This is a genomic window from Spirillospora sp. NPDC029432 (assembly GCF_040703975.1).
GTDB lineage: Bacteria > Actinomycetota > Actinomycetes > Streptosporangiales > Streptosporangiaceae > Spirillospora.
In genome coordinates, this window is record NZ_JBEZWH010000068.1 from 1 (window position 1) to 19,648 (window position 19,648).

Genomic DNA, 19,648 nt, shown 5'->3' on the forward strand with positions numbered 1-19,648 from the left:
CGGCCGGGCCGCCCACCGCGCGGATCACCGCGCCGGGCGCCGGCGCGCGGGTGGCGGGCGGCATCGGCGTGCTGATGCGCGGCACCGCGCGCGATCTCGGCGGGCACCAGTTGCGGATCTTCGACTTCGCTCCGAACGGCGTCTACTACCTGGCCGACGAGGGACCCGTCCCGGTGGACGGCGGGCGCTGGACGTTCCGCAACGGGACGATCGGGGCCGGCGACCGGGACGTCGGGCAGCCGTTCGTGCTGACCGCCGTCATCGCCGACCGCCGCTGCCAGGCGACGCTGCGGACGACGCCGCGCGACGCCGAGAACAACATCTGGTTCCGCACGCTGCCGGCCGGATGCCGCGAGGCCGACAGCGTACGGGTCACCAAGACCGCGCCCTGAGCCCGCGGCCTACCGCCCGGAGATCCGGTCCAGCGGAGGCGGCGCGACCGGGGAGTTGGCCCCGAGGTAGGCGACGAACGCGTCCAGGTCGATCGGGCCGAGCACCTGGTCGGTGCCCTGGGTGAACGTGGTGAAGCCGTCCCCGCCGCCGAGCAGGAAGTTGTTGGCGGCGACCTTGTAGGTGGCGGCCGGGTCGACGGCCTGGCCGCCGACGGTGATGCCGGAGACGCGGTCGCCGACGGCGCGGGTCCGGTCGATGGTGAAGCGCAGCGACGCCGACGGCTGCAGGATCTTCTCGCCGGTGCCCGTCCACTGCTGCTCCAGCAGCGCGTCGAGCTGGGCACCGGTCAGCGAGACCACGCCCATGACGTTGCTGAACGGCTGCACCGCGAACGCCTCGCCGTACGTCACGACGCCGTCGCCCTCGGAGCCGGACGCCTTGTGCACCAGGTCGGTGCGGACGCCGCCGGGGTTCATCAGCGCGACTTGCGCGCCGTGCTCCTTCATCGAGGCGAGCTGCGCGTCGGCGATGACGTCGCCGAGCGCGGTCTCGCCGGCCGGCGAGGGCGCCCGGGTGAGGTCGGCGGTGATGTTGCCGACCGGCTTGTTCGCGACCTCGGCGACCCGGTCCTTCCAGGTCTGCACGAACCGTTCGGTGGCCGGGTCCGCGGGCACGTCCCGGGTGACGACGTGGTTGTCGCCCTTCATGGACGAGCGCACGACGTCGCCGGACCGCCGGTCCACCCTGAAGTCGATCTGGGTGATGACGCGGCCGAACGACGACCCGGAGGAGTAGAGCCGCGGCCGTCCCGCCGGGTCCGTCACCGAGCACACGTACTGCTGGTGGGTGTGCCCGGCCAGCACCATGTCGATCTCGGGGTCGGCGTCCTTGGCGATGCGCGTCCCGGCGCCGGGCACGACCCCGCACGCGTCGGGCCGCTGCCCGGACTGGACCTGGTCGCCCTCGTGGACGAGCAGGACCATCGACCGTACGCCGCGCCGCTTCAGCTCGCGGGCCGCGCGGTTGGCGGCGTCCACCTCGTCCTGGAACGCCAGGCCCTTGATGCCGTCCGCGCTGACGATGCCGGGCGTGGTCTTGGTGACGACGCCGATGAACCCGACCCGCACCCCGTTGACCTTCCGGATCGTCCAGGGCTTCATGACGTGCCGTTCGCTGTGCTCATGCACCACGTTCGCGGCGAGGTAGTCGAACTTCGCGCCCCGCCACTTCCCGGCCGGGGTGCAGCCGTCGACCGGGTGGCAGCCGCCGTGCTGGATCCGCTGGAGCTCCCGGTAGCCCTCGTCGAACTCGTGGTTGCCGACCGCCGACGCGGTCACCCCCACGTTGCCGAGGAACTCCACCGAGGGCTCGTCGTGGTACGCGGCGGAGATCAGCGGCGAGGCGCCGATCATGTCGCCCTGCGCGACTCGCAGCGTGTCGCGGTTGGCCAGGCGCTTGAGATGGGTCGCCACGTACGCCGCGCCGCCGGCCGGTACGGCCGTGCCGTGCTCGTCGATGGCGGTGCCCGAGCTGCCGCTCGGCGGCTCCAGGTTGCCGTGGAAGTCGTTGAGTGACAGCAGCCGTACGGACGCGGTGGGCGCGGGCCGGGCGGCGGCCGGCTGCGCGGCCACCGCCATCACGGCGGCCACCGCGATGCCGCACGCCAGGATGGGGCGTCGTCGAGTCATGGCCGGAACGCTAAGACGGCCGGGCGTACGGTTCCCTGCGGCCTCATGACGTTTATGTGACGGTTTCATCAGGGGTGCCGGGCCGCGGCGTCCGGTCCGGCCGCATAGGCTGGCGATCATGAGTGAGGCACGGCTGACCGAGTCGGAGATCGCCGCGGTGCTCGCCCTGGCCGAGGCCGCCGCCGCGGCCGACGGGGTGGGGCCGCTGTCGGAGCACGCGCTGCTGCGGCTGCGCAACGGCGGGCACGGCCTGACGATCGCCGACGCCGGGGACGTCGTGGCGTACGCCCACCTGGACCCGGCCACCGCGGACGAGAGCGCCGCCGCCGAACTCGTCGTCCACCCGTCCCACCGCCGCCGCGGCCACGGCCGCGCCCTGCTGCGCGCCGCCGTCGCCGAGGCCGCGGGCCCGCTGCGGGTGTGGGCGCACGGCGATCTTCCCGCCGCCGCGAAGCTGGCCGGCGCGGAGGGCATGGCGCGGGTCCGCGTCCTCTTCCAGCTGCGCCGTCCCGCCGCCGAGCCGCTTCCGGAGCTCACGATCGCCGACGGCGTGCGGCTGCGGGCGTTCGTTCCCGGGCAGGACGAGCGGGCGTGGCTGGACGTCAACGCCCGCGCGTTCGCCGACCACCCCGAGCAGGGCGCCTGGACGCTGGACGACGTCCGCGCGCGCGAGGCCGAGCCGTGGTTCGACCCCGAGGGCTTCTTCCTCGCGGAGAAGGACGGGAAGGTCGTCGGGTTCCACTGGACCAAGACCCACCCGGACGGCGCCGGCGAGGTCTACGTCGTCGGCGTGGACCCGTCCGCCCAGGGCCTCGGGCTCGGCCGCACGCTCACCCTGGCGGGGCTGCACCACCTGCGGGGGCGCGGCGTGCCGTACATCCTCCTGTACGTGGACGAGTCCAACACGGCGGCCGTCCGGCTGTACGAGTCGCTGGGCTTCACCAGGCACGCGGTGGACGTGATGTACGAGACACCGGGCCCCTCCTGAGACCCGCCCTGAGGTCGGGCATTTCAGGCTTTTTGGACGGCTGACCTGGCCTGTTAACCCACCGGCCATGGCAAAGCGGGACATTCTTAGCGACACCGGCCGACGGCGTTCATGTTCCGTTCACCTGGATCGGGGTGCCTGGTCACCTCTCCTGCTTAGCGTCGCATCCGACGGTGACCCCCTACCTGGACAAAGCTCCAGCCCCCGGTAGGACACCGCTTAACGGACCTAAGAGGAGACCTCCCGGTGAAGAACGGTTCTCGGCTCGCCGCGCTCGGCGGCCTGGTCGTGGCGGGCGCGCTGACCCTGAGCGCCTGCGGCAGCGACAACAACCAGGGAACGAACGCCAGCGCCGTTCCCACGGGCGACATCGACTGCGCCAAGGCCACGGTGAACGCCGCCGGCTCCAGCGCGCAGAAGAACGCCATCGAGGAGTGGACCAAGATCTACGCGCAGAAGTGCGCGGGCGCCAACCTCAACTACCAGCCGAGCGGCTCGGGCGCGGGCATCCAGGCGTTCACCCAGGGGCAGGTGGCCTTCGCCGGCTCGGACTCGGCGCTCAAGGACGACGAGGTCGCCGCCGCCCAGAAGCGCTGCCAGGGCGGCAAGGCCCTCAACCTGCCGATGGTCGTCGGCCCGGTCGCGGTGATCTACAACGTGGAGGGCGCGGACTCGCTCCAGCTCTCGCCCGAGCTGATCGCGAACATCTTCTCCGGCAAGATCAAGAACTGGAACGATCCCGCGATCGCCAAGGAGAACTCGGGCGCCCAGCTGCCCAACACCCCGATCAAGCCGGTCTACCGCGCCGACGAGTCGGGCACCACCGACAACTTCACCAGCTACCTGAAGGCCACCGCGCCCAAGGCGTGGACCTGGGAGCCGGCGAAGAAGTGGCCCGCCAAGGCCGGCCAGGGCGCCAACAAGTCCGACGGCGTGACCGCCCAGGTGAAGAACACCACCGGGACGATCTCCTACGTCGAGATGTCCTACGCCAAGACCAACGGCCTGAAGACGGCCAAGGTCAAGAACGGCGCCGGCGAGTACACCGAGCTGACCCCCGAGAGCGCCTCCAAGGCCGTCCAGGGCGCCAAGGTCGTCGGCACCGGCAACGACGTCGCGCTGGAGATCGACTACGCCACCAAGGAGCCGGGCGCGTACCCGATCGTCCTGGTGACGTACGAGATCGCCTGTGAGAAGGGGCTGCCGGCCGAGCAGGCCCAGTTCGTCAAGTCCTTCCTCACCTACACCTCCAGCGCCGACGGCCAGAAGATCCTGACCAACATCGGCTACGCCCCGGTCCCGGCCGCCGTGCTGACCAAGGTCCAGGGCGCCGTGAAGGCCCTGTCCTGACCCACGGACCCGACCACGGCAGCCCCGCCACCGACGACCTCGGTGGCGGGGCCACCGCGGGTTCCGCCGGGGCGGCCCGACCGGCCGCCCCTCCCGCAGACCAGAGCACAGCCGCCCCAGCCGCAGCCATCCGAGGAGGGCCCCTCGTGACCACCGACACCGGCGTCGAGACGGCCGCCGGAGCCAGACACCGCGCCACCGGCCGCCGTATGAGCACCGGCCGCGCCGGTGACAAGATCTTCGTCTCCGCGGCGCGCGGCTCGGGGATCGCCGTGCTGGCCATCATGGCCGCCATCGCCGTCTTCCTGATCTGGAAGGCGATCCCGGCGCTGCGCGACAACGAGGCGTCCTTCCTCACCTCGCAGACCTGGGACCCCAACGCGCTCCCGCCGCGGTTCGGGATCGCCCAGCTGGCCTTCGGCACCATCGTGTCGTCGCTGCTCGCGATGCTGATCGCGACGCCGGTGGCGATCGGGATCGCGCTGTTCATCTCGTTCTACTCGCCGCGCCGGCTGGCCAGCGGCCTCGGCTACCTGGTGGACCTGCTCGCCGCGGTGCCCAGCATCGTGTACGGCCTGTGGGGCCTGATCTTCCTCGCGCCGCACATGGAGGGGATCAGCGCGTTCCTGAACTCCGTGCTCGGCTGGATCCCGCTGTTCGGCGGTGACAGCCCCGGCAAGAACTCGATCTTCACCGCCTCGGTGGTGCTGGCGATCATGATCCTGCCGATCATCTCGTCGATCTCCCGCGAGGTCTTCCTCCAGGTCCCGCGCTCGCACATCGAGGCGTCGCTGGCGCTGGGCGCCACCCGCTGGGAGATGATCCGGATGTCGGTGCTGCCGTACGGCCGCTCCGGCATGATCGGCGCCTCCATGCTCGGCCTCGGCCGCGCCATGGGCGAGACCATCGCGGTCGCCATGGTGCTGACCTTCGTGCCCGGCATCAACTGGCACCTCCTCGAGGACGGCGGCAGCACCTTCGCCGCCAACATCGCCAACAGCTTCGCCGAGGCCACCCGGACCGGGCAGGGCGCCCTGATCGCCTCCGGCCTGGTGCTGTTCGTGATCACCCTGCTCGTCAACATGGCCGCGCGCGCCGTCGTCGCCCGCCGCAAGGAGTTCGTGTGACCACCGTCTCCGTCCGCAAGAACCCCGCCCCGGAGGGGACCGGGCCCTCGCTGACCTCGGTCGCCACCGGCCGCAAGGTCAAGGACCGGGCCGTCCAGGTGCTGGTGTACGGCGCGTTCGCGCTGGCCGTCATCCCGCTGATCTCGGTGCTGTGGACCGTGGTCGTCAACGGGATCGAGCGGCTGGACGCCGACTTCTTCGCGTTCTCGATGAACGGCCTCAGCGGCATGGACGCCGGCGGCGGCGCGTACCACGCCATCATCGGCACCCTGGAGCAGGTCGCGATCACCAGCGTGATCGCGGTGCCGATCGCCGTGCTCACCGCCATCTACCTGGTCGAGTACGGCGGCAACAGCCGGCTGGCCCGCACCATCAGCTTCTTCGTCGACGTCATGACCGGCATCCCGTCCATCGTGGCGGGCCTGTTCGTGCTGGCGCTGTGGCTGCTGACCTTCGGGTTCGAGTACTCCGGCTTCGCCGGCGCGCTCGCGCTGACCATCCTGATGATCCCGACGGTGGTCCGCGCCACCGAGGAGATGCTCAAGCTCGTCCCGAACGACCTGCGCGAGGCCTCGTACGCGCTGGGCGTGCCGCGCTGGCGGACCGTCGTGTTCGTGGTGCTGCCCACCGCGCTCAGCGGCATCGTCACCGGCGTCATGCTCGCCGTCGCCCGCGTCATGGGCGAGACCGCGCCGCTGCTGCTGACGATCTTCTTCACCAAGGCGATCAACACCAACCCGTTCGAGGGACCGCAGGGCTCGCTCCCCACGTTCATCTGGGAGCAGGCCGCCGACCCCAACCAGAACTCCATCGACCGGGCCTGGGCCGGCGCCCTGGTGCTGATCCTGATCATCATGCTGCTCAACCTGGGGGCCCGGCTGATCGCCCGGCTGTGGCGCCCGGCCGGCGGGCACTGACCCTCGCGGTCGCCCCGCCGACCCCCCGCCCCACGCCGTTCCGCGACACACCCCGACAAGGAGCATTCACCCCATGGCCAAGCGGATCGAAGTCTCCGGGCTGCACGCCTACTACGGCGGCGTCCACGCCATCGAGGACATCTCGATGACGATCGAGCCCCGCTCGGTGACGGCGTTCATCGGGCCCTCCGGCTGCGGCAAGTCCACGTTCCTGCGCACCCTCAACCGGATGCACGAGGTCATCCCCGGCGCCCGCGTCGAGGGCAAGGTCATGCTGGACGACGAGGACCTGTACGGCGCGTCCGTGGACCCGGTCGCGGTGCGCCGCGTCGTCGGGATGGTCTTCCAGCGGCCCAACCCGTTCCCCACGATGTCGATCTACGACAACGTGGCCGCGGGCCTGAAGCTGAACGGCGTCCGCAAGAAGGCGCGGCTCGACGAGATCGTCGAGGAGTCGCTGCAGGGCGCCAACCTCTGGAACGAGGTCAAGGACCGGCTCTCCAAGCCCGGCGCCGGCCTGTCCGGCGGCCAGCAGCAGCGGCTGTGCATCGCCCGCGCCATCGCCGTCCAGCCGCAGGTCCTGCTGATGGACGAGCCCTGCTCGGCGCTGGACCCGATCTCCACGCTCGCGATCGAGGACCTGATCGCCAAGCTGAAGAGCCAGTACACGATCGTGATCGTCACGCACAACATGCAGCAGGCCGCCCGGGTCAGCGACCGCACGGCGTTCTTCAACATCGCCGGCACCGGCCAGCCCGGCAAGCTGATCGAGATCGACGACACCAGCAACATCTTCACCAACCCGGAGATGAAGGCCACCGAGGACTACATCACCGGACGCTTCGGCTGAACGGAGAGGGCCCCGCGGCCGTGCGGCCGCGGGGCCCTCTCTCCGCCTGGTCGGGCCTGGGTCTGGCCGGGGCTAGCCGGTCGGGACGGGCTTGGCGTCCTCGGTCTCGCCGCCGGGGCGGTGGTCGGGGACGAAGCGGTAGCCGACGTTGCGGACCGTGCCGATCAGCGACTCGTACTCGGCGCCGAGCTTGGCGCGCAGCCGCCGCACGTGGACGTCCACGGTCCGGGTGCCGCCGAAGTAGTCGTACCCCCAGACCTCCTGGAGCAGCTGGGCGCGCGTGAAGACGCGGCCCGGGTGCTGGGCGAGGTACTTCAGCAGCTCGAACTCCTTGAACGTCAGATCGAGGACGCGGCCGCGCAGCCGCGCGGTGTAGGTCGCCTCGTCGATCGTCAGCTCCCCGCTGCGGATCTCGCCCGGAACGTCCTCGGCCTCCGCCACCGCGGCCGCCCGGCCGACGGCCAGCCGCAGCCGCGCCTCCACCTCGGCCGGCCCCGCCGTCTGCAGCAGCACGTCGTCCAGCCCCCATTCGGGGCTGAGCGCGGCCAGGCCGCCCTCGGTGACGATGCCCAGCAGCGGGCAGTCGAGCCCCGTCGTCCGCAGCAGCCGGCACAGGCTCTTGGCCTGGACCAGGTCGCGGCGGCCGTCGACGAGCACCACGTCGGCCGGCGGCGCGTCGATCAGCGCGGACGCCTCCGCGGGCGCGACCCGTACCGAATGCAGCAGGAGGCCGAGCGCGGGCAGGATCTCGTCGGAAGGTTCCAAAGCGTTGGTCAGCAAGAGCAAGCTGCTCAAGTGCCGCCTCCCAAGTCTTCAGGATCCAGGCGGCCCATCGTCCTCGCCCGGCGGGACGGCACCTCTGCACAGGGCTAGCGACGCGGTGCCACGCTGGACTGTTCGGATGAACTTCCTGGCCCCATCGCCCGGATCCCTCTCCGCAAAGCATATCCGAGGTGCCTCTCGGGACAATGGGGTGACCGGGGCGGGTCCACACGGCGAGGGGGATGAGACGCTGGGGCCATGGCGAAGGGGACGATGAGGTACTGGGCGGCGGCGAAGGCCGCGGCGGGGGTCCACGAGGAGCCGTACGACGCCGCGAACCTGGCCGAGGCGCTGGCCGCGGCGTCCCGGCGACCGGGCCGGTCGGCCGATTTCGGGCGGGTCGTGGAGCGCAGCTCGTTCCTGGTCGACGGCGACCCCGTCGGCGCCCGGCCGCACGTGGCCGTCGTGCTTCCCGAGGGCGGTGTCGTCGAGGTGCTGCCGCCCTTCGCGGGTGGCTGATCTCACAAGATCCGCACGGGACGTTCACGAAGTCATCCCAGGGAGCGACTCGGCGCGCGGCGGCTCCCGGCTATCGTGAGCCCTCCGCGCGTCCCGCGCGTGCCGTGCCGTCGTCCCCCGCGACACCGACGCCTTGAGGAGAGTCCATGCGGAAGGCCTTGCTGGTGCTGCTGATCCTGGTGATCGGCGGTGTCGTCGCCGCGGACCGGATCGGCGTCCGGATCGCCCAGGACCAGATCGGGCAGCAGGTCCAGACGCAGTACAACCTGCTCCAGCAGCCGGACGTGAAGATCCACGGCTTTCCGTTCCTGACCCAGGCGATCGGCGGCGAGTACGACCGCATCGACGTCGCCATCGGCAACTGGACGCAGGACGACGTCCGGGTGAGCGACGTGCGGATCGAGCTGCGCGGCGTCCAGGCGCCGCTGAGCGACATCGCCGCCGGGAACGCCGAGGGCGTCACGGTGCGCACCGCCACCGCCTCCGCCGTCGTCCCGTACAGCCTGATCAAGGCGCGGGCGCCCAAGGAGGTCAAGGACATCCGGCCCAAGGGCGACAACCTGGAGGTCGACCTCAACGGCACGATCATGGGCTTCCCGGTCGGCGGCACCGCGGAGCTGGCGGTCAAGCCCACCGGCAAGGGCCTGGCCATCACCCCCGTCTCGGTCGGCTCCGGCGGCGTCCGGATCCCGCTGAACCTCCTCCAGCGGCAGCTCGCCTGGAACGTGCCGGTCACCGAGCTGCCCGTCGGCTCCCGCATCAGCCAGGTCCAGCCCACCCCGGACGGCCTGCGGATCGGCGCCACCGCCGACAACGTGCAGCTGAGCAAGCTCTCGCAGTCGTAGAAATCCACCGCTCCGCCCGTGAACCGGAACGAGGGGCCGTTCCGATGAAGGGGTGTGACCGGAGTGAGCGAGGCGGGCCGGGCCGCCGACGGCGAGCTGGTGAGAGCCGCCGCCGACGGCGACCGGCGGGCCTTCGAGGAGTTGTACCGGCGGTACGCGCCGTGGCTGGTGGCGCGCCTGCGGGCGCGGTGCGCCGACCAGGCCGTCGTCGACGACGTCGTCCAGGAGACGTTCCTGGACGTGTGGCGCGGCGGCGCCCGCTACCGGCATGACGGCGACGTCGCCGGATGGCTGTGGCGGATCGGCTCGCGGCGCCTGATCGACGCGCTGCGCGGCGACGGCGCGCGCGGCCGGCTGCGGAACGCCCTCGGGCGGCTGCGGCACCGGCCCGAGGAGTCGGCCGAGGAGCGCGTGCTGGCCGGTGTCGAGCACGGCGACCTCGGCGGCTCGCTGGAGCGCCTGTCGCCCGAGCTGCGCGCCGTCATCCAGGCCACGGTGATCGACGGCCTCACCACGCGGGAGGCGTCGATCCTGCTCGGCATCCCTCCCGGCACGGTCAAGACGCGGGCCCAGCGGGCCCGCCGGCAACTGCGGCAGGAGCTGGCATGACGTGGCACGTGCCCGACGACGACCTGCGGGCCTACGCCGCCGGGCGGCTCGCCCCGCCGCGGCTCTGGTCGGCCGACGAGCATCTGGTCGCGTGCGCCCGCTGCCGCGCGGTCCTGGCCGAGGCGACCGACCCCGCCGTGGTGGAGGCCGGCTGGGCGCGCATCACCGACGAGATGGACGCGCCCCGCCCCGGCCCGGTCGAGTCGCTCCTGCTGCGGCTGCGCGTTCCCGAGCACACCGCCCGGCTGCTGGCCGCCACCGCCGTACTGCGCCGCTCCTGGCTGCTGTCGGTGGTGACGGTCCTGGTGATCGGCGTGATCGTGGGCCGTTCGGCGACCCCGCTCGTGCTGCTCGCGACCGCGCCGCTGCTGCCGCTTGCGGGGGTGGCGCTGTCCTTCGGCCCGGGGCTCGACCCCGCGCACGAGATCTCGGTGGTCGCGCCGCTGCACACGTTCCGCCTGCTGATGCTGCGGACGGTCGCGGTGCTGGCGACCACGGTGCCGCTCGCCCTCGCCGGCAGCCTCGCGATGCCGTCGTTCGCCGTGGTCACGGCGGGCTGGCTGCTGCCCGCCCTGGCGCTCACCGCGCTCGGGCTGGCACTGATGCCCTGGCTCGGCCCGATCGGCGGCCCCGCCCTGATCGGCACCGGCTGGACCGCGGCGCTCGGCGCCAACCACCTCATCGCCCAGCACACGCTCTTCCCGTTCACGACGGCCGGCCGCGCCGGCGGCCTGGCGGCCGCCGTCGCCGCCGCGGCGCTCCTGCTGGCGGTCCGCGACCGCTTCGAGAGCGACCGCCACCTCGACTCCCCCTTCCAATTCGCCGCCAGGAGGCTCTATGACGATCTCGGCTTCGGAACTGCGCTTCTCGTACCGCGGCACCCGCGCGGTGGACGACGTCTCGCTCCGCCTCGAACGCGGCGTGACCGGCCTGCTCGGCCCGAACGGCGCCGGCAAGACGACGCTGCTGCGGATCCTCGCCACCGCCGTGCGTCCTGACCGCGGCACGCTGTCGGTGCTGGGCCACGACCCGGGCTCGGTACGCGGCCGTACCGAGGCCAGGCGGGTGCTCGGCTACCTCCCGCAGAACCCGGGCTTCCACCCCGGCTTCACGGCCTTCGAGTTCGTCGACTACGTCGCCATCCTCAAGGAGATGACGCACCGCGGCGCCCGGCATGCCGAGGTCCGGCGCGTCCTCGACTCCGTCGGCCTCGCCGAGGTCCGCGGCAAGCGGATCCGCGCCCTCTCGGGCGGCATGCGCCAGCGGGTCGCGCTCGCCGCCGCCCTGGTCGGCGACCCCGGCTTCCTCGTCCTCGACGAGCCCACCGTGGGCCTGGACCCCGAGCAGCGGATGCGCTTCCGGGAGCTGATCGCCGAGGCCGGCGAGGGCCGCACCGTCCTGCTGTCCACCCACCAGACCGAGGACGTGGCGATGCTGTGCCGCCGCGTCGTGGTCATGAAACAGGGCCGGATCCGCTTCGACGGCACCCCGCAAGAGCTGGCCGCCCTCGCCGAGGGCCGCGTCTGGACCAGCGCCGAACGCGCCCCCGGCACCCTGGCCGGCTGGCGCACCGGCACCGGCGAGTACCGCAACATCGGCGACCCGCCCGCCGCCGCCCACCTGGTCGAACCGACCCTCGAGGACGGCTACCTCCTGGCCCTCGACGGCGTGGAAGTGGCGGCATGACCGACCGAGCCCACCCCACACCCGCCGAGCGAGAAGAAGACATGAGCGGCACGACCACGGCACACCCATCGTGGAGCGCGGCGGCCCGCGAGGAGAACGCATGAGCACCCTTGAGACGGAACGCCCCACCCGAACGCCACTGCCCCGATCGGTGACCGACCGATCCGTCCTGGCGCTGGCGAGGGCGGAGGCGCGCAGGCTCCTCCTGCACCCGCTGGTCGCTGTCGCCGTGCTCGGCCACCTCGCGGTGGTGCTGTGGCCCGGCGGCGCGACCGGCCAGGACTTCCCCGTCCTTCAGGAAGTGGCACGGGAGACCCAGCTGGGCCCGCTCCTGGTCGGGCTCGCCACCCTCCTCGCGGTGAACGGCGCGGTCCTGCGCTCCCGGCGGCACGGCACGGACGCGCATTTCGACGTCCTGGTCCTGCCGGCCTGGCGCCGTACGATCGCGCACGCCCTCTCGATCACCCCCGTCGTCCTGATCGCGGCCCTCCTGGTGGCCGGCCAGTTCGCCCGCGAGGCCGTCCGCCCGGGCGCGGCGGGCCACGTCCCGATCGCCGAACTGGTCACCGGCCCGCTCCTGGTCGCCCTGCTCGGCTCGCTCGGCGTCGTCCTCGCCCGCCTGATCCGCTCCGTCCTCGCGGCACCGATGGCCGCGATCGTGATCATCGCGATCACGTTCGTGATCCCCGTCGACTCCGGCCCCCTGCGCTGGCTCGTCCCGCTCGTCGCCGACGAGGGCGCCCGCCCGCTGCCGGCCGACCTGATCGGCCGCCCCGCCGCCTGGCACGCCCTGTACCTCGCGGCCCTCGCCGTCCTGGCCGTGCTCGCCGCCGTCCTCGCCGGCGGCGCCCGTACCCCCGCGATCACGGCCACCGCCGCGGCCGCGCTCGCCACCACCGTCGCTGCCGCCGTCCTCCAGGCACAGGGCCCGTCCGACGCCCTCGCGGCGGCCCGGGACCGCGCCACCAACGACCCGTCCTCCATGCAGGTCTGCGAAGACGCCGGCCCGACCACCTACTGCGCGTTCCCCGAGTTCGAACCCTGGCTCGCCGAGTGGCGCAAGGTCGCCGAGGGCGTCCGCGCCCTGACCCCGGTACAGCGGAAGATCACCGTACGGCAGCGCGTCCACGCGGCCGACGGCCCCTCAAGCCTGCGCGACCTGCCCCCGGCCCCGCGCGGCGAGGTCACGGTGGGCACGGCCTGGGACGGCACGCGCCGCCTGGAATTCGCCGGGAGCGTCGCCCGCGGTCTCGTCCTCGACGACGAATCGGACCGCGGCGTCAAGTGCGACGCCCGCGGCATCGTCACCATGTGGCTCGCGATCAGCGGCATCCCCGACGGCGAGGCCCGCTACGCCGAAGCTCGTACCCACATCACCGGTGGCGGCGGCTCGATCCTCGCCCCGGTCAACCCGATCGTCCTCCGCGACCGCGAATACGCAGCCGTGAAGGCCCTCCTGAAAAAGCCCAAGCCCGAAGTGACCCGCACGCTCAAGGCCTCCTGGCCCGAACTGACAAGCCCCAAGACCACCACCGACCGTGCCGCCACCCTCCTCGGCATCCCCGTCCCCCCGGAAACCCCCACCGACCGCAACTGGAACTGCACGTGACCAGCGGAACGCGTCGCTGTCTGCGAATGGAGGCGCTTGTGATCTGGGCGTCGGGCGATCGTCGGGAACGGACATGAGTGGGCTGATCGCGCGGGCGCTGGTGCGGCCGCTGGCGAGATCGCTTCCCTGGAGGAATCTGGCCGCCGCCGGAGCGCTGGGTTTGGCGCTCGCCGCCGTGCCGCGCTTCGCGGACCTCGAAGCGGGCGTCATCCTCTACCTGCTGCGCATGGCGGCGCTTGCCGGTGCGCTGGGGGCCGCGTTCGTCCTGGACGATCCGTCCCGCGAGACGACCGAGGTCGTTCCCGCGAGTCGCGCGCTGCGTCAGGCCCTGCGGGTGGCAGTGGTGCTCCCCGCTCTGGCGGCCTGGTGGATGGCGCTCCTCTATGTGGGAGATCCCGGCCATCGGCTTCCTTGGGCGGCTCTGACCTTGGAAGCGGTCGCCCTGTGCGCCCTGGCCTGGGCCATGGCCGGTGCGGCGCTGCGCTTCACCGCTAGCGCGGCGCCGGGGCTCGCGGTGGGCGGCATCCTTCTGGTCCTCTTCATCGCATCCGCGCTGATACCTCCCGACCAGACTCCTCTGGTTCCCCTGGGGCACTCCAACTGGTCCGAAGTCCACAGCCTGTGGACGGCGCTTCTCGTGCTCTCGCTCCTGTCCTGGGCCGCGACCACCCGAGAACCCACTCCCCGCCGTCATCCGGCACCCCAAGCGTGAGCACGCCCGGCCCGGGGCCGTGTGGCTTCGGGCCGTTCCGTGGCGGGGCCTGACCCGACGGGGGCGGTAGGCCAGGCGCGCGAGCGTCGGATGATCACCGGCGGGGCCGTGCCTGGCTATGCCCGCGTGCTTCTCATAGAGGCGTTGCGCCCTGGCGAGTGAGCCGGCGGGGTTGTGAACCGGGGGCGGGGGGCGTACGTGTTTGTGGTGTGGGGCCGACCGCTGATGAGGAGTTGCTGCGTGCTCTGTTCGACGAGCACGGTGGTCCGCTTCTCGGGTACGTCCTGCGGCTGACGGGGGGTGATCGGGCCCAGGCCGAGGACGTGGTGCAGGAGACGCTGCTGCGGGCCTGGCGGCATCCCGAGGCCCTGGGCGGGCGGCCCGTACGGCCGTGGCTGTTCACGGTGGCGCGGAACCTGGTGGTGGACGCGCACCGGGCGAAGCGGTCGCGGCCGCCGGAGACGGGGATCGACGAGCAGGCGCTGATGACGGCGGCCGGGTCGGACGACATCGACCGGGCGCTGGAGTCGTGGACCGTGGCCGAGGCCATGGCCGATCTGAGCCCGCAGCATCGGGCCGTGCTGGTGGAGACGTACTACCGAGGGAGGTCGGTGGCCGAGGCGGCCAAGGCGCTGGGGATCCCGGCCGGGACGGTGAAGTCCCGCAGCTACTACGCCCTGCGGGCGCTCAAGCTCGCCCTGGAGGAGCGGGGGCTGGCGCCATGAACGACTGCGGGGAGATGCGCGCGGCGCTGGGCGTGTACGTGCTGGGCGCGATCGATCCGGGGGAACGGTCCCGGCTGGAGGCGCATCTGGAGGGGTGCCCCGCGTGCCGGGACGAGCTGGCCGGGCTGGCGGGGCTGCCCGCGCTGCTCGGACGGGTGACCGAACGGCAGATCGAGCAGATGGCGGGGCCCCCGCCCGAACTCCTGGACTCGCTGCTGGCGCGGGCGGCGCGGCGGCGGCGCTTCGCGCTGTGGCGGCGGCCTCCCGGCGGCGGGCGGCTGTGGTGGGGGCCGGGCGTGCTGGCCGCGTGCGCGCTGGTGGCCGTGGGGGTTCTGACGGGGGCCCTGTTCGTCTCCGCGCGGGAGGGGGCACCGGTGGCCGCGCCGGCGCCGTCGATCTCCACGAGTGCGGGGGCGGAGCGGCTGCGGGCCAGCGATCCCGGTAACAAGGTCCGGGCGGAGATGATCCTCTACCGGAAGAAATGGGGGACGAAGGTCGAGCTGCATCTGTCCGGCGCCCCGTACGGGGAGAGCTGCCGCTTCTACGCGGTGGCCCGCGACGGGCAGCGCGACATGCTGGGGAGCTGGCACGTCGCGTACCGCAGGGGGTACGGCCAGTACGCGGGCTCCACGATGTTCCAGCGCGACCAGCTCTTCTCGTTCGAGATCGTCACGCTCGGCGGCCAGCCCCTCCTCACCATTCCCGCCTGAGTCGGCGATCCCGGGAAGTCCCGGGGCGCGGGGAGTGTTGGCATGGGACGACGGCGCTCGCGGAAAGGGACGGTACGTGCGGCTGGACAGCGGTGACCTGGGGGCCGGGCTCGGCGAACGGGCCACGCTGGTGCAGTTCTCCACCGCGTTCTGCGCGCCGTGCCGGGCCACGCGGCGGGTGCTCGGCGAGGTCGCCGCGATGATCGACGGGGTGGCCCATGTCGAGATCGACGCGGAGGCGCGGCTCGATCTCGTTCGCGTGCTGGACGTGGTGAGCACCCCGACGGTGCTGGTCCTGGACGCCGCCGGAACGGTCGTCCGGAAGGCCGCCGGGCAGCCCCGCAAGGCCGACGTCATCGCCGCTCTCGGCGCGGCCATCTCGTGAGCGGGGACCCGTTGACCTGCGCCAAGGCGAATGTCACTGTCTCGAAAGCCGAGACGGATGTGACAGCGCCACGCCTGTCGGCTTACCATCGGACCGTGCGTTACTGGACAGAGCAGCTGCTCACGAAGCGTCGCGCGGTCGACTTCTGCCGCGTCTCGGCTTCGCTCTGTCGCATGGCCTGAGGCATCGAGCCCGCCGTTCCCGAGCAATCCGACTTCCGCTCGTACGCGCACGTTCTCTCCGCCAGGAGCAATCCGATGCAGGCTGATCAGCGTCCGGCCGCGGCCGACGCGCCGGTCATCCTGTACGCCGTGCTGAACGGGCCCGGAAACCGCCTCGGCCGTCAGATGCCTCCGCCGATCCGCCGCTTCACCACGAAGATCCGCTCCGACAGGGAGGTTCCCGCATGAGCCGCTCCGACGTCCTGGTTGACGCCGAATGGGTGGAGTCCAACCTGGACGCCCCCGGCCTCGTTCTCGTCGAGGTCGACGAAGACGTCTCCGCCTATGACAAGGGCCACATCCGTGGCGCCGTGAAGATCGACTGGAAGACCGAGCTGCAGGACCCGGTCCGCCGCGACTTCGTCGACAAGACCGGCTTCGAGCAGCTGCTGTCGTCCAAGGGCATCGCCAACGACGACCTGGTCATCCTGTACGGCGGCAACAACAACTGGTTCGCCGCGTACGCCTACTGGTACTTCAAGCTGTACGGCCACGACAAGGTCAAGCTGCTCGACGGCGGCCGCAAGAAGTGGGAGCTGGACTCCCGCGAGCTGGTCACCGACGTGCCCGAGCGGCCGGCCACCGACTACAAGGCCACCGAGCAGGACCTGTCGATCCGCGCGTTCCGCGACGAGGTCGTGGACGCGATCGGCAACAAGGGCCTGATCGACGTGCGTTCGCCCGACGAGTTCAGCGGCAAGCTGCTGGCGCCGGCGCACCTGCCGCAGGAGCAGGCGCAGCGGGCAGGCCACGTGCCGACCGCGCGCAGCATCCCGTGGTCGAAGGCGGCGAACGACGACGGCACGTTCAAGTCCGACGAGGAGCTCCGCGAGCTCTACACCGAGGCCGGCGTCGACCTGAACAAGCCGATCATCGCCTACTGCCGGATCGGCGAGCGGTCGTCGCACACCTGGTTCGCCCTGCGCGAGCTGCTCGGCCTGCCCGACGTCAAGAACTACGACGGTTCCTGGACCGAGTACGGCTCGCTGGTCGGCGTGCCGGTCGAGCTCGGCGAGCCCAAGTAACACACCTTCCGCCCGTACCGGAGCATCATCCCGCCGCGCACCGGCGGAGAAGGAGAGAAGACCATGACCCAGGGCTGCGCAGCGCCCGCGCAGACGGCGCACCTGCCGGCGACCGTCGACCTGACCAACGAGGCCGTCATCCAGGGCACCGTCACCCGTGACGGGCAGCCCGTGTCCAGCGCCTACGCCCGGCTGCTCGACTCGTCCGGCGAGTTCACCGCCGAGGTCGTCACCGGCGACGAGGGCGTGTTCCGGTTCTTCGCCGCGGACGGCGACTGGACCGTCCGCGTCCTGGCCGCCGGCGGTGTGAGCGTCGACAGCACCGTCAGCGCCAAGACCGGCGAGGTCGCCGCCCTGGAGGTCGCGATCTGAGCAGGCCCCGCGCCTGACCGGCTCCGCTGAGACCCCGTCGCCCCGTCCGGGCGGCGGGGTCTCGCGCGTTCGGGACCGGCCGCGCCCGCGACATCGGGGTGAAATGCTGCGCGATGTGCGGACATGTGATCTCCGTCTGGTCAGTTCGCCGCGCCCCAGGGGCGTGAGACGAGAGGAGAGAGCGTGCCACCCGCCGTGGAGGACCCCCATCCACCCGATGACAGGCGCCGCCGCTTCGAGGAGATCTACGAGGCCAACCGCGTCCAGATCCTGGGGTACGCGCTGCGCCGTACCGCCGACGCGCAGGACGCGGCCGACGTCCTGGCCGAGACGTTCCTGACGGCCTGGCGGCGCCTGGACGACGTGCCACGGGACGGGGCCGCGCGGCTCTGGCTGTACGGGGTGGCCCGCCGGGTGCTGGCCAACCACCACCGCGGCGAGCGCCGCCGCTCCGCGCTGGCCGCCGATCTCGGCCTGCGGCTGCGTACCGGGGCGGCCGAGCCCGAGCGGAACCTCGCGGACGTAGGCCCCGCGTTCCGGAGCCTGTCCGAGGCCGACCGCGAGCTGCTGACCCTGGTCGGGTGGGAGGGGCTGGACCACGGCGAGATCGCGACGGTCCTCGGCTGCTCCCGCAACGCGGTGCGGATCCGCCTGCACCGGGCCCGCCGCCGCTTCGCCCGCGCGCTCGAACGGGCGAACGCCGGCCCCGTCGGCCGCCCCCTTCCCACCGCCGCGCGGATCCCGAACGGAGAGCACCCATGAACCGCGACATCGACACCCTGATCGGCGGGCTCGCCCCCGTCACCGACGCCCGAGCCGCCGAGCTGATGTCGGACGAGTCGGCCGCCGACCTGGCCGACCGCATCACCCGTACGGCGGTGGAGCCCCCGGCGCCCCGCAGGCGCCGCTCGCGGGGCCTCGCCATCGGCCTGCCGCTGGCCGCCGGCCTGGCCTGCGCGGCCGTGGCGGTGGCCGCGGTGGCGCAGGATCCCGCCGTCCAGCCGCGGCCCAACCCGACCGCGACGGCGCAGGGCCCGAACGTCCGGCTGGCCTCGGCACTGACCATCGAGCGCGAGGGCGACCACATCGACGTGCGCGTCCGCGACCCCCTCGCCGACCCGAAGCGCTACGAGAAGGAACTCGCGGCCCACGGCCTCAAGGTCGAACTGTCCCTGGTGCCGGTCTCCCCGTCCATCGTCGGCACCGTGGTGATGATGGACACGAGCGAGGGCACGCGCGAGCGCGACATCACGGCGATCACCGCCAAGGGCGAGTGCGAGACCGGCGGCGGAGGCGACGCCTGCCCGGTCGGCGTACGGGTGTCGACCGCGTTCAAGGGCGAGGCCACCGTCGTCTTCGGAAGGGCGGCCCGTCCGGGCGAGCAGTACAACAGCACCGCGCCGGTGACGGCCCCGGGCGAGGTCATGCACGGGATGACGTTCCGGAAGCAGCGCGTGAGCCAGGTGCTGGCCGCGCTCAAGAAGCGGGACGTGACCGTACCCGAGTACCGCTACATGGACGGCAACGTGAGCAAGGCCATGGCCCCCGCCGAGGTCCCGCCGGCGTGGTACGTCCACGACGCGGTCCCGTGGGCGAAGAACCAGGTCCTCCTCTTCGTCGGTCCCGAGCCATCGGAGTGACGGACTGACCGCGCCGACCGGATCCGGCCCCTGCCCTCACCGGGCAGGGGCCGTCTCGCATCGCGTAAGGTCGGCACACATGACGGCAGAGTCACCGGCTCAGACTGTGCAACGCCTGTTCCCGCTGCTCGCCGAGGGGAAGAGCGCGGAGGCGGCGGCGCTGTTCGCCGACTCGGTGTCGTTCTCGATCCCGCATCCGCCGGGCATCCCGTGGGTCCCGGAGGTCGACTCGGCGGAGGGCATGCGGACGTTCTTCGACCTGCTGCGGACCCATGTGCGGGCCAAGGAGTTCGACCTCCGCCACGTCATCGCCGAGGGCGACGACGTGGTGCTCATCGGGCGCATGGTCTCGGAGGTCAAGAGGACGGGCCGGGACATCGACACCGGGTTCGCCCTGCACACCACGGTCCGGGACGGGCGGATCACCCGCTACCACCTCTACGAGGACACCTACGCCGTCGCCAGGGCCTACTTCGACGACTGATCATCCGGCAGGGCCGGGACGTGCTCACCGT

23 protein-coding genes are annotated in these 19,648 nt (G+C 72.3%); 21 read left to right on the forward strand and 2 right to left on the reverse strand.

The window, feature by feature from the left end:
* Positions 1–392: hypothetical protein (locus tag AB0881_RS34270; protein ID WP_366623817.1), on the forward strand; the 392-nt coding region annotated here is incomplete at its 5' end.
* A 9-nt stretch (positions 393–401) separates the two neighbouring features.
* On the opposite strand, the gene AB0881_RS34275 is transcribed toward AB0881_RS34270, so the two are convergent.
* Positions 402–2,081, reverse strand: coding sequence for a bifunctional metallophosphatase/5'-nucleotidase (locus tag AB0881_RS34275; RefSeq protein ID WP_366623819.1), 1,680 nt, complete (start codon positions 2,079–2,081; stop codon positions 402–404).
* Positions 2,082–2,199: 118 nt separating this feature from the next.
* Here AB0881_RS34275 and mshD point away from each other — a divergent pair, with 118 nt between their 5' ends.
* The 5 genes from mshD to pstB all read left to right on the forward strand — a co-directional run bounded on the left by mshD (position 2,200) and on the right by pstB (position 7,313).
* Entirely contained in the window at positions 2,200–3,069 is an 870-nt protein-coding gene (gene mshD, locus AB0881_RS34280; RefSeq protein WP_366623821.1) for a mycothiol synthase, read from the forward strand.
* A 246-nt stretch (positions 3,070–3,315) separates the two neighbouring features.
* The gene (gene pstS, locus AB0881_RS34285; RefSeq protein ID WP_366623823.1) at positions 3,316–4,419 is read left to right on the forward strand and encodes a phosphate ABC transporter substrate-binding protein PstS; all 1,104 of its coding nucleotides are present in this window, start codon (positions 3,316–3,318) and stop codon (positions 4,417–4,419) included.
* A gap of 209 nt (positions 4,420–4,628) precedes the next feature.
* On the forward strand, positions 4,629–5,546 hold the full coding sequence (gene pstC, locus AB0881_RS34290) for a phosphate ABC transporter permease subunit PstC (protein WP_366623892.1): 918 nt from the start codon (positions 4,629–4,631) through the stop codon (positions 5,544–5,546).
* A gap of 50 nt (positions 5,547–5,596) precedes the next feature.
* Positions 5,597–6,463 carry a phosphate ABC transporter permease PstA gene (gene pstA / locus AB0881_RS34295; RefSeq protein ID WP_366623894.1) on the forward strand — a complete coding sequence of 289 codons (867 nt, stop codon included), beginning with the start codon at positions 5,597–5,599 and terminating at the stop codon, positions 6,461–6,463.
* Positions 6,464–6,536: 73 nt separating this feature from the next.
* Positions 6,537–7,313: a phosphate ABC transporter ATP-binding protein PstB gene (gene pstB / locus AB0881_RS34300; protein WP_366623825.1), complete on the forward strand. Its 777-nt coding sequence runs from the start codon at positions 6,537–6,539 to the stop codon at positions 7,311–7,313.
* Between the two features lie 72 nt (positions 7,314–7,385).
* Here pstB and AB0881_RS34305 read toward each other — a convergent pair whose 3' ends face one another.
* Complete coding sequence (locus AB0881_RS34305) at positions 7,386–8,108, reverse strand: response regulator transcription factor (protein WP_366623827.1); 723 nt, start codon at positions 8,106–8,108, stop codon at positions 7,386–7,388.
* A gap of 225 nt (positions 8,109–8,333) precedes the next feature.
* Between AB0881_RS34305 and AB0881_RS34310 the strand changes: the two genes are divergently transcribed.
* From AB0881_RS34310 to AB0881_RS34380, 15 genes are all read left to right on the forward strand, one after another.
* Complete coding sequence (locus AB0881_RS34310) at positions 8,334–8,594, forward strand: MoaD/ThiS family protein (RefSeq protein ID WP_366623829.1); 261 nt, start codon at positions 8,334–8,336, stop codon at positions 8,592–8,594.
* Positions 8,595–8,740: 146 nt separating this feature from the next.
* Positions 8,741–9,439: a DUF2993 domain-containing protein gene (locus AB0881_RS34315; RefSeq protein WP_366623831.1), complete on the forward strand. Its 699-nt coding sequence runs from the start codon at positions 8,741–8,743 to the stop codon at positions 9,437–9,439.
* 54 nt (positions 9,440–9,493) lie between these two features.
* The gene (locus tag AB0881_RS34320) at positions 9,494–10,048 is read left to right on the forward strand and encodes an RNA polymerase sigma factor (RefSeq protein WP_366623833.1); all 555 of its coding nucleotides are present in this window, start codon (positions 9,494–9,496) and stop codon (positions 10,046–10,048) included.
* Positions 10,045–11,046 carry a zf-HC2 domain-containing protein gene (locus tag AB0881_RS34325; protein ID WP_366623835.1) on the forward strand — a complete coding sequence of 334 codons (1,002 nt, stop codon included), beginning with the start codon at positions 10,045–10,047 and terminating at the stop codon, positions 11,044–11,046. The genes AB0881_RS34320 and AB0881_RS34325 overlap by 4 nt, the downstream gene beginning before the upstream one ends.
* A complete protein-coding gene (locus AB0881_RS34330) occupies positions 10,970–11,734 on the forward strand; it encodes an ATP-binding cassette domain-containing protein (protein ID WP_366623837.1) in 765 nt (254 codons plus the stop codon). The genes AB0881_RS34325 and AB0881_RS34330 overlap by 77 nt, the downstream gene beginning before the upstream one ends.
* Positions 11,735–11,834: 100 nt before the next feature.
* Complete coding sequence (locus tag AB0881_RS34335) at positions 11,835–13,343, forward strand: hypothetical protein (protein WP_366623839.1); 1,509 nt, start codon at positions 11,835–11,837, stop codon at positions 13,341–13,343.
* A gap of 73 nt (positions 13,344–13,416) precedes the next feature.
* Complete coding sequence (locus tag AB0881_RS34340) at positions 13,417–14,055, forward strand: hypothetical protein (RefSeq protein WP_366623841.1); 639 nt, start codon at positions 13,417–13,419, stop codon at positions 14,053–14,055.
* A gap of 209 nt (positions 14,056–14,264) precedes the next feature.
* Positions 14,265–14,780 carry a sigma-70 family RNA polymerase sigma factor gene (locus AB0881_RS34345; protein WP_366623843.1) on the forward strand — a complete coding sequence of 172 codons (516 nt, stop codon included), beginning with the start codon at positions 14,265–14,267 and terminating at the stop codon, positions 14,778–14,780.
* Entirely contained in the window at positions 14,777–15,490 is a 714-nt protein-coding gene (locus AB0881_RS34350; protein ID WP_366623845.1) for a zf-HC2 domain-containing protein, read from the forward strand. Before AB0881_RS34345 ends, AB0881_RS34350 begins: the two co-directional genes overlap by 4 nt.
* 34 nt (positions 15,491–15,524) lie before the next feature.
* Positions 15,525–15,875 (forward strand): thioredoxin family protein, encoded by a 351-nt coding sequence (locus tag AB0881_RS34355; RefSeq protein WP_366623847.1) that lies wholly within the window; start codon positions 15,525–15,527, stop codon positions 15,873–15,875.
* 406 nt (positions 15,876–16,281) lie between these two features.
* On the forward strand, positions 16,282–17,121 hold the full coding sequence (locus tag AB0881_RS34360; protein WP_366623849.1) for a sulfurtransferase: 840 nt from the start codon (positions 16,282–16,284) through the stop codon (positions 17,119–17,121).
* Between the two features lie 63 nt (positions 17,122–17,184).
* Positions 17,185–17,493, forward strand: coding sequence for a DUF1416 domain-containing protein (locus tag AB0881_RS34365; RefSeq protein WP_366623850.1), 309 nt, complete (start codon positions 17,185–17,187; stop codon positions 17,491–17,493).
* 183 nt (positions 17,494–17,676) lie between these two features.
* Entirely contained in the window at positions 17,677–18,255 is a 579-nt protein-coding gene (locus AB0881_RS34370; protein WP_366623851.1) for an RNA polymerase sigma factor, read from the forward strand.
* Complete coding sequence (locus AB0881_RS34375; RefSeq protein WP_366623852.1) at positions 18,252–19,133, forward strand: hypothetical protein; 882 nt, start codon at positions 18,252–18,254, stop codon at positions 19,131–19,133. The genes AB0881_RS34370 and AB0881_RS34375 overlap by 4 nt, the downstream gene beginning before the upstream one ends.
* A gap of 106 nt (positions 19,134–19,239) precedes the next feature.
* The gene (locus tag AB0881_RS34380; RefSeq protein WP_366623854.1) at positions 19,240–19,617 is read left to right on the forward strand and encodes a nuclear transport factor 2 family protein; all 378 of its coding nucleotides are present in this window, start codon (positions 19,240–19,242) and stop codon (positions 19,615–19,617) included.
* Positions 19,618–19,648 lie beyond the last annotated feature (31 nt).

Coding starts and splice junctions, on each gene's coding strand:
- AB0881_RS34275 (WP_366623819.1), bottom strand. CDS start 2,081: ATGACTCGACGACGCCCCATCCTGGCGTGCGGCATCGCGGTGGCCGCC.
- mshD (WP_366623821.1), top strand. CDS start 2,200: ATGAGTGAGGCACGGCTGACCGAGTCGGAGATCGCCGCGGTGCTCGCC.
- pstC (WP_366623892.1), top strand. CDS start 4,629: ATGAGCACCGGCCGCGCCGGTGACAAGATCTTCGTCTCCGCGGCGCGC.
- pstB (WP_366623825.1), top strand. CDS start 6,537: ATGGCCAAGCGGATCGAAGTCTCCGGGCTGCACGCCTACTACGGCGGC.
- AB0881_RS34310 (WP_366623829.1), top strand. CDS start 8,334: ATGGCGAAGGGGACGATGAGGTACTGGGCGGCGGCGAAGGCCGCGGCG.
- AB0881_RS34315 (WP_366623831.1), top strand. CDS start 8,741: ATGCGGAAGGCCTTGCTGGTGCTGCTGATCCTGGTGATCGGCGGTGTC.
- AB0881_RS34325 (WP_366623835.1), top strand. CDS start 10,045: ATGACGTGGCACGTGCCCGACGACGACCTGCGGGCCTACGCCGCCGGG.
- AB0881_RS34335 (WP_366623839.1), top strand. CDS start 11,835: ATGAGCACCCTTGAGACGGAACGCCCCACCCGAACGCCACTGCCCCGA.
- AB0881_RS34340 (WP_366623841.1), top strand. CDS start 13,417: ATGAGTGGGCTGATCGCGCGGGCGCTGGTGCGGCCGCTGGCGAGATCG.
- AB0881_RS34350 (WP_366623845.1), top strand. CDS start 14,777: ATGAACGACTGCGGGGAGATGCGCGCGGCGCTGGGCGTGTACGTGCTG.
- AB0881_RS34360 (WP_366623849.1), top strand. CDS start 16,282: ATGAGCCGCTCCGACGTCCTGGTTGACGCCGAATGGGTGGAGTCCAAC.
- AB0881_RS34365 (WP_366623850.1), top strand. CDS start 17,185: ATGACCCAGGGCTGCGCAGCGCCCGCGCAGACGGCGCACCTGCCGGCG.
- AB0881_RS34375 (WP_366623852.1), top strand. CDS start 18,252: ATGAACCGCGACATCGACACCCTGATCGGCGGGCTCGCCCCCGTCACC.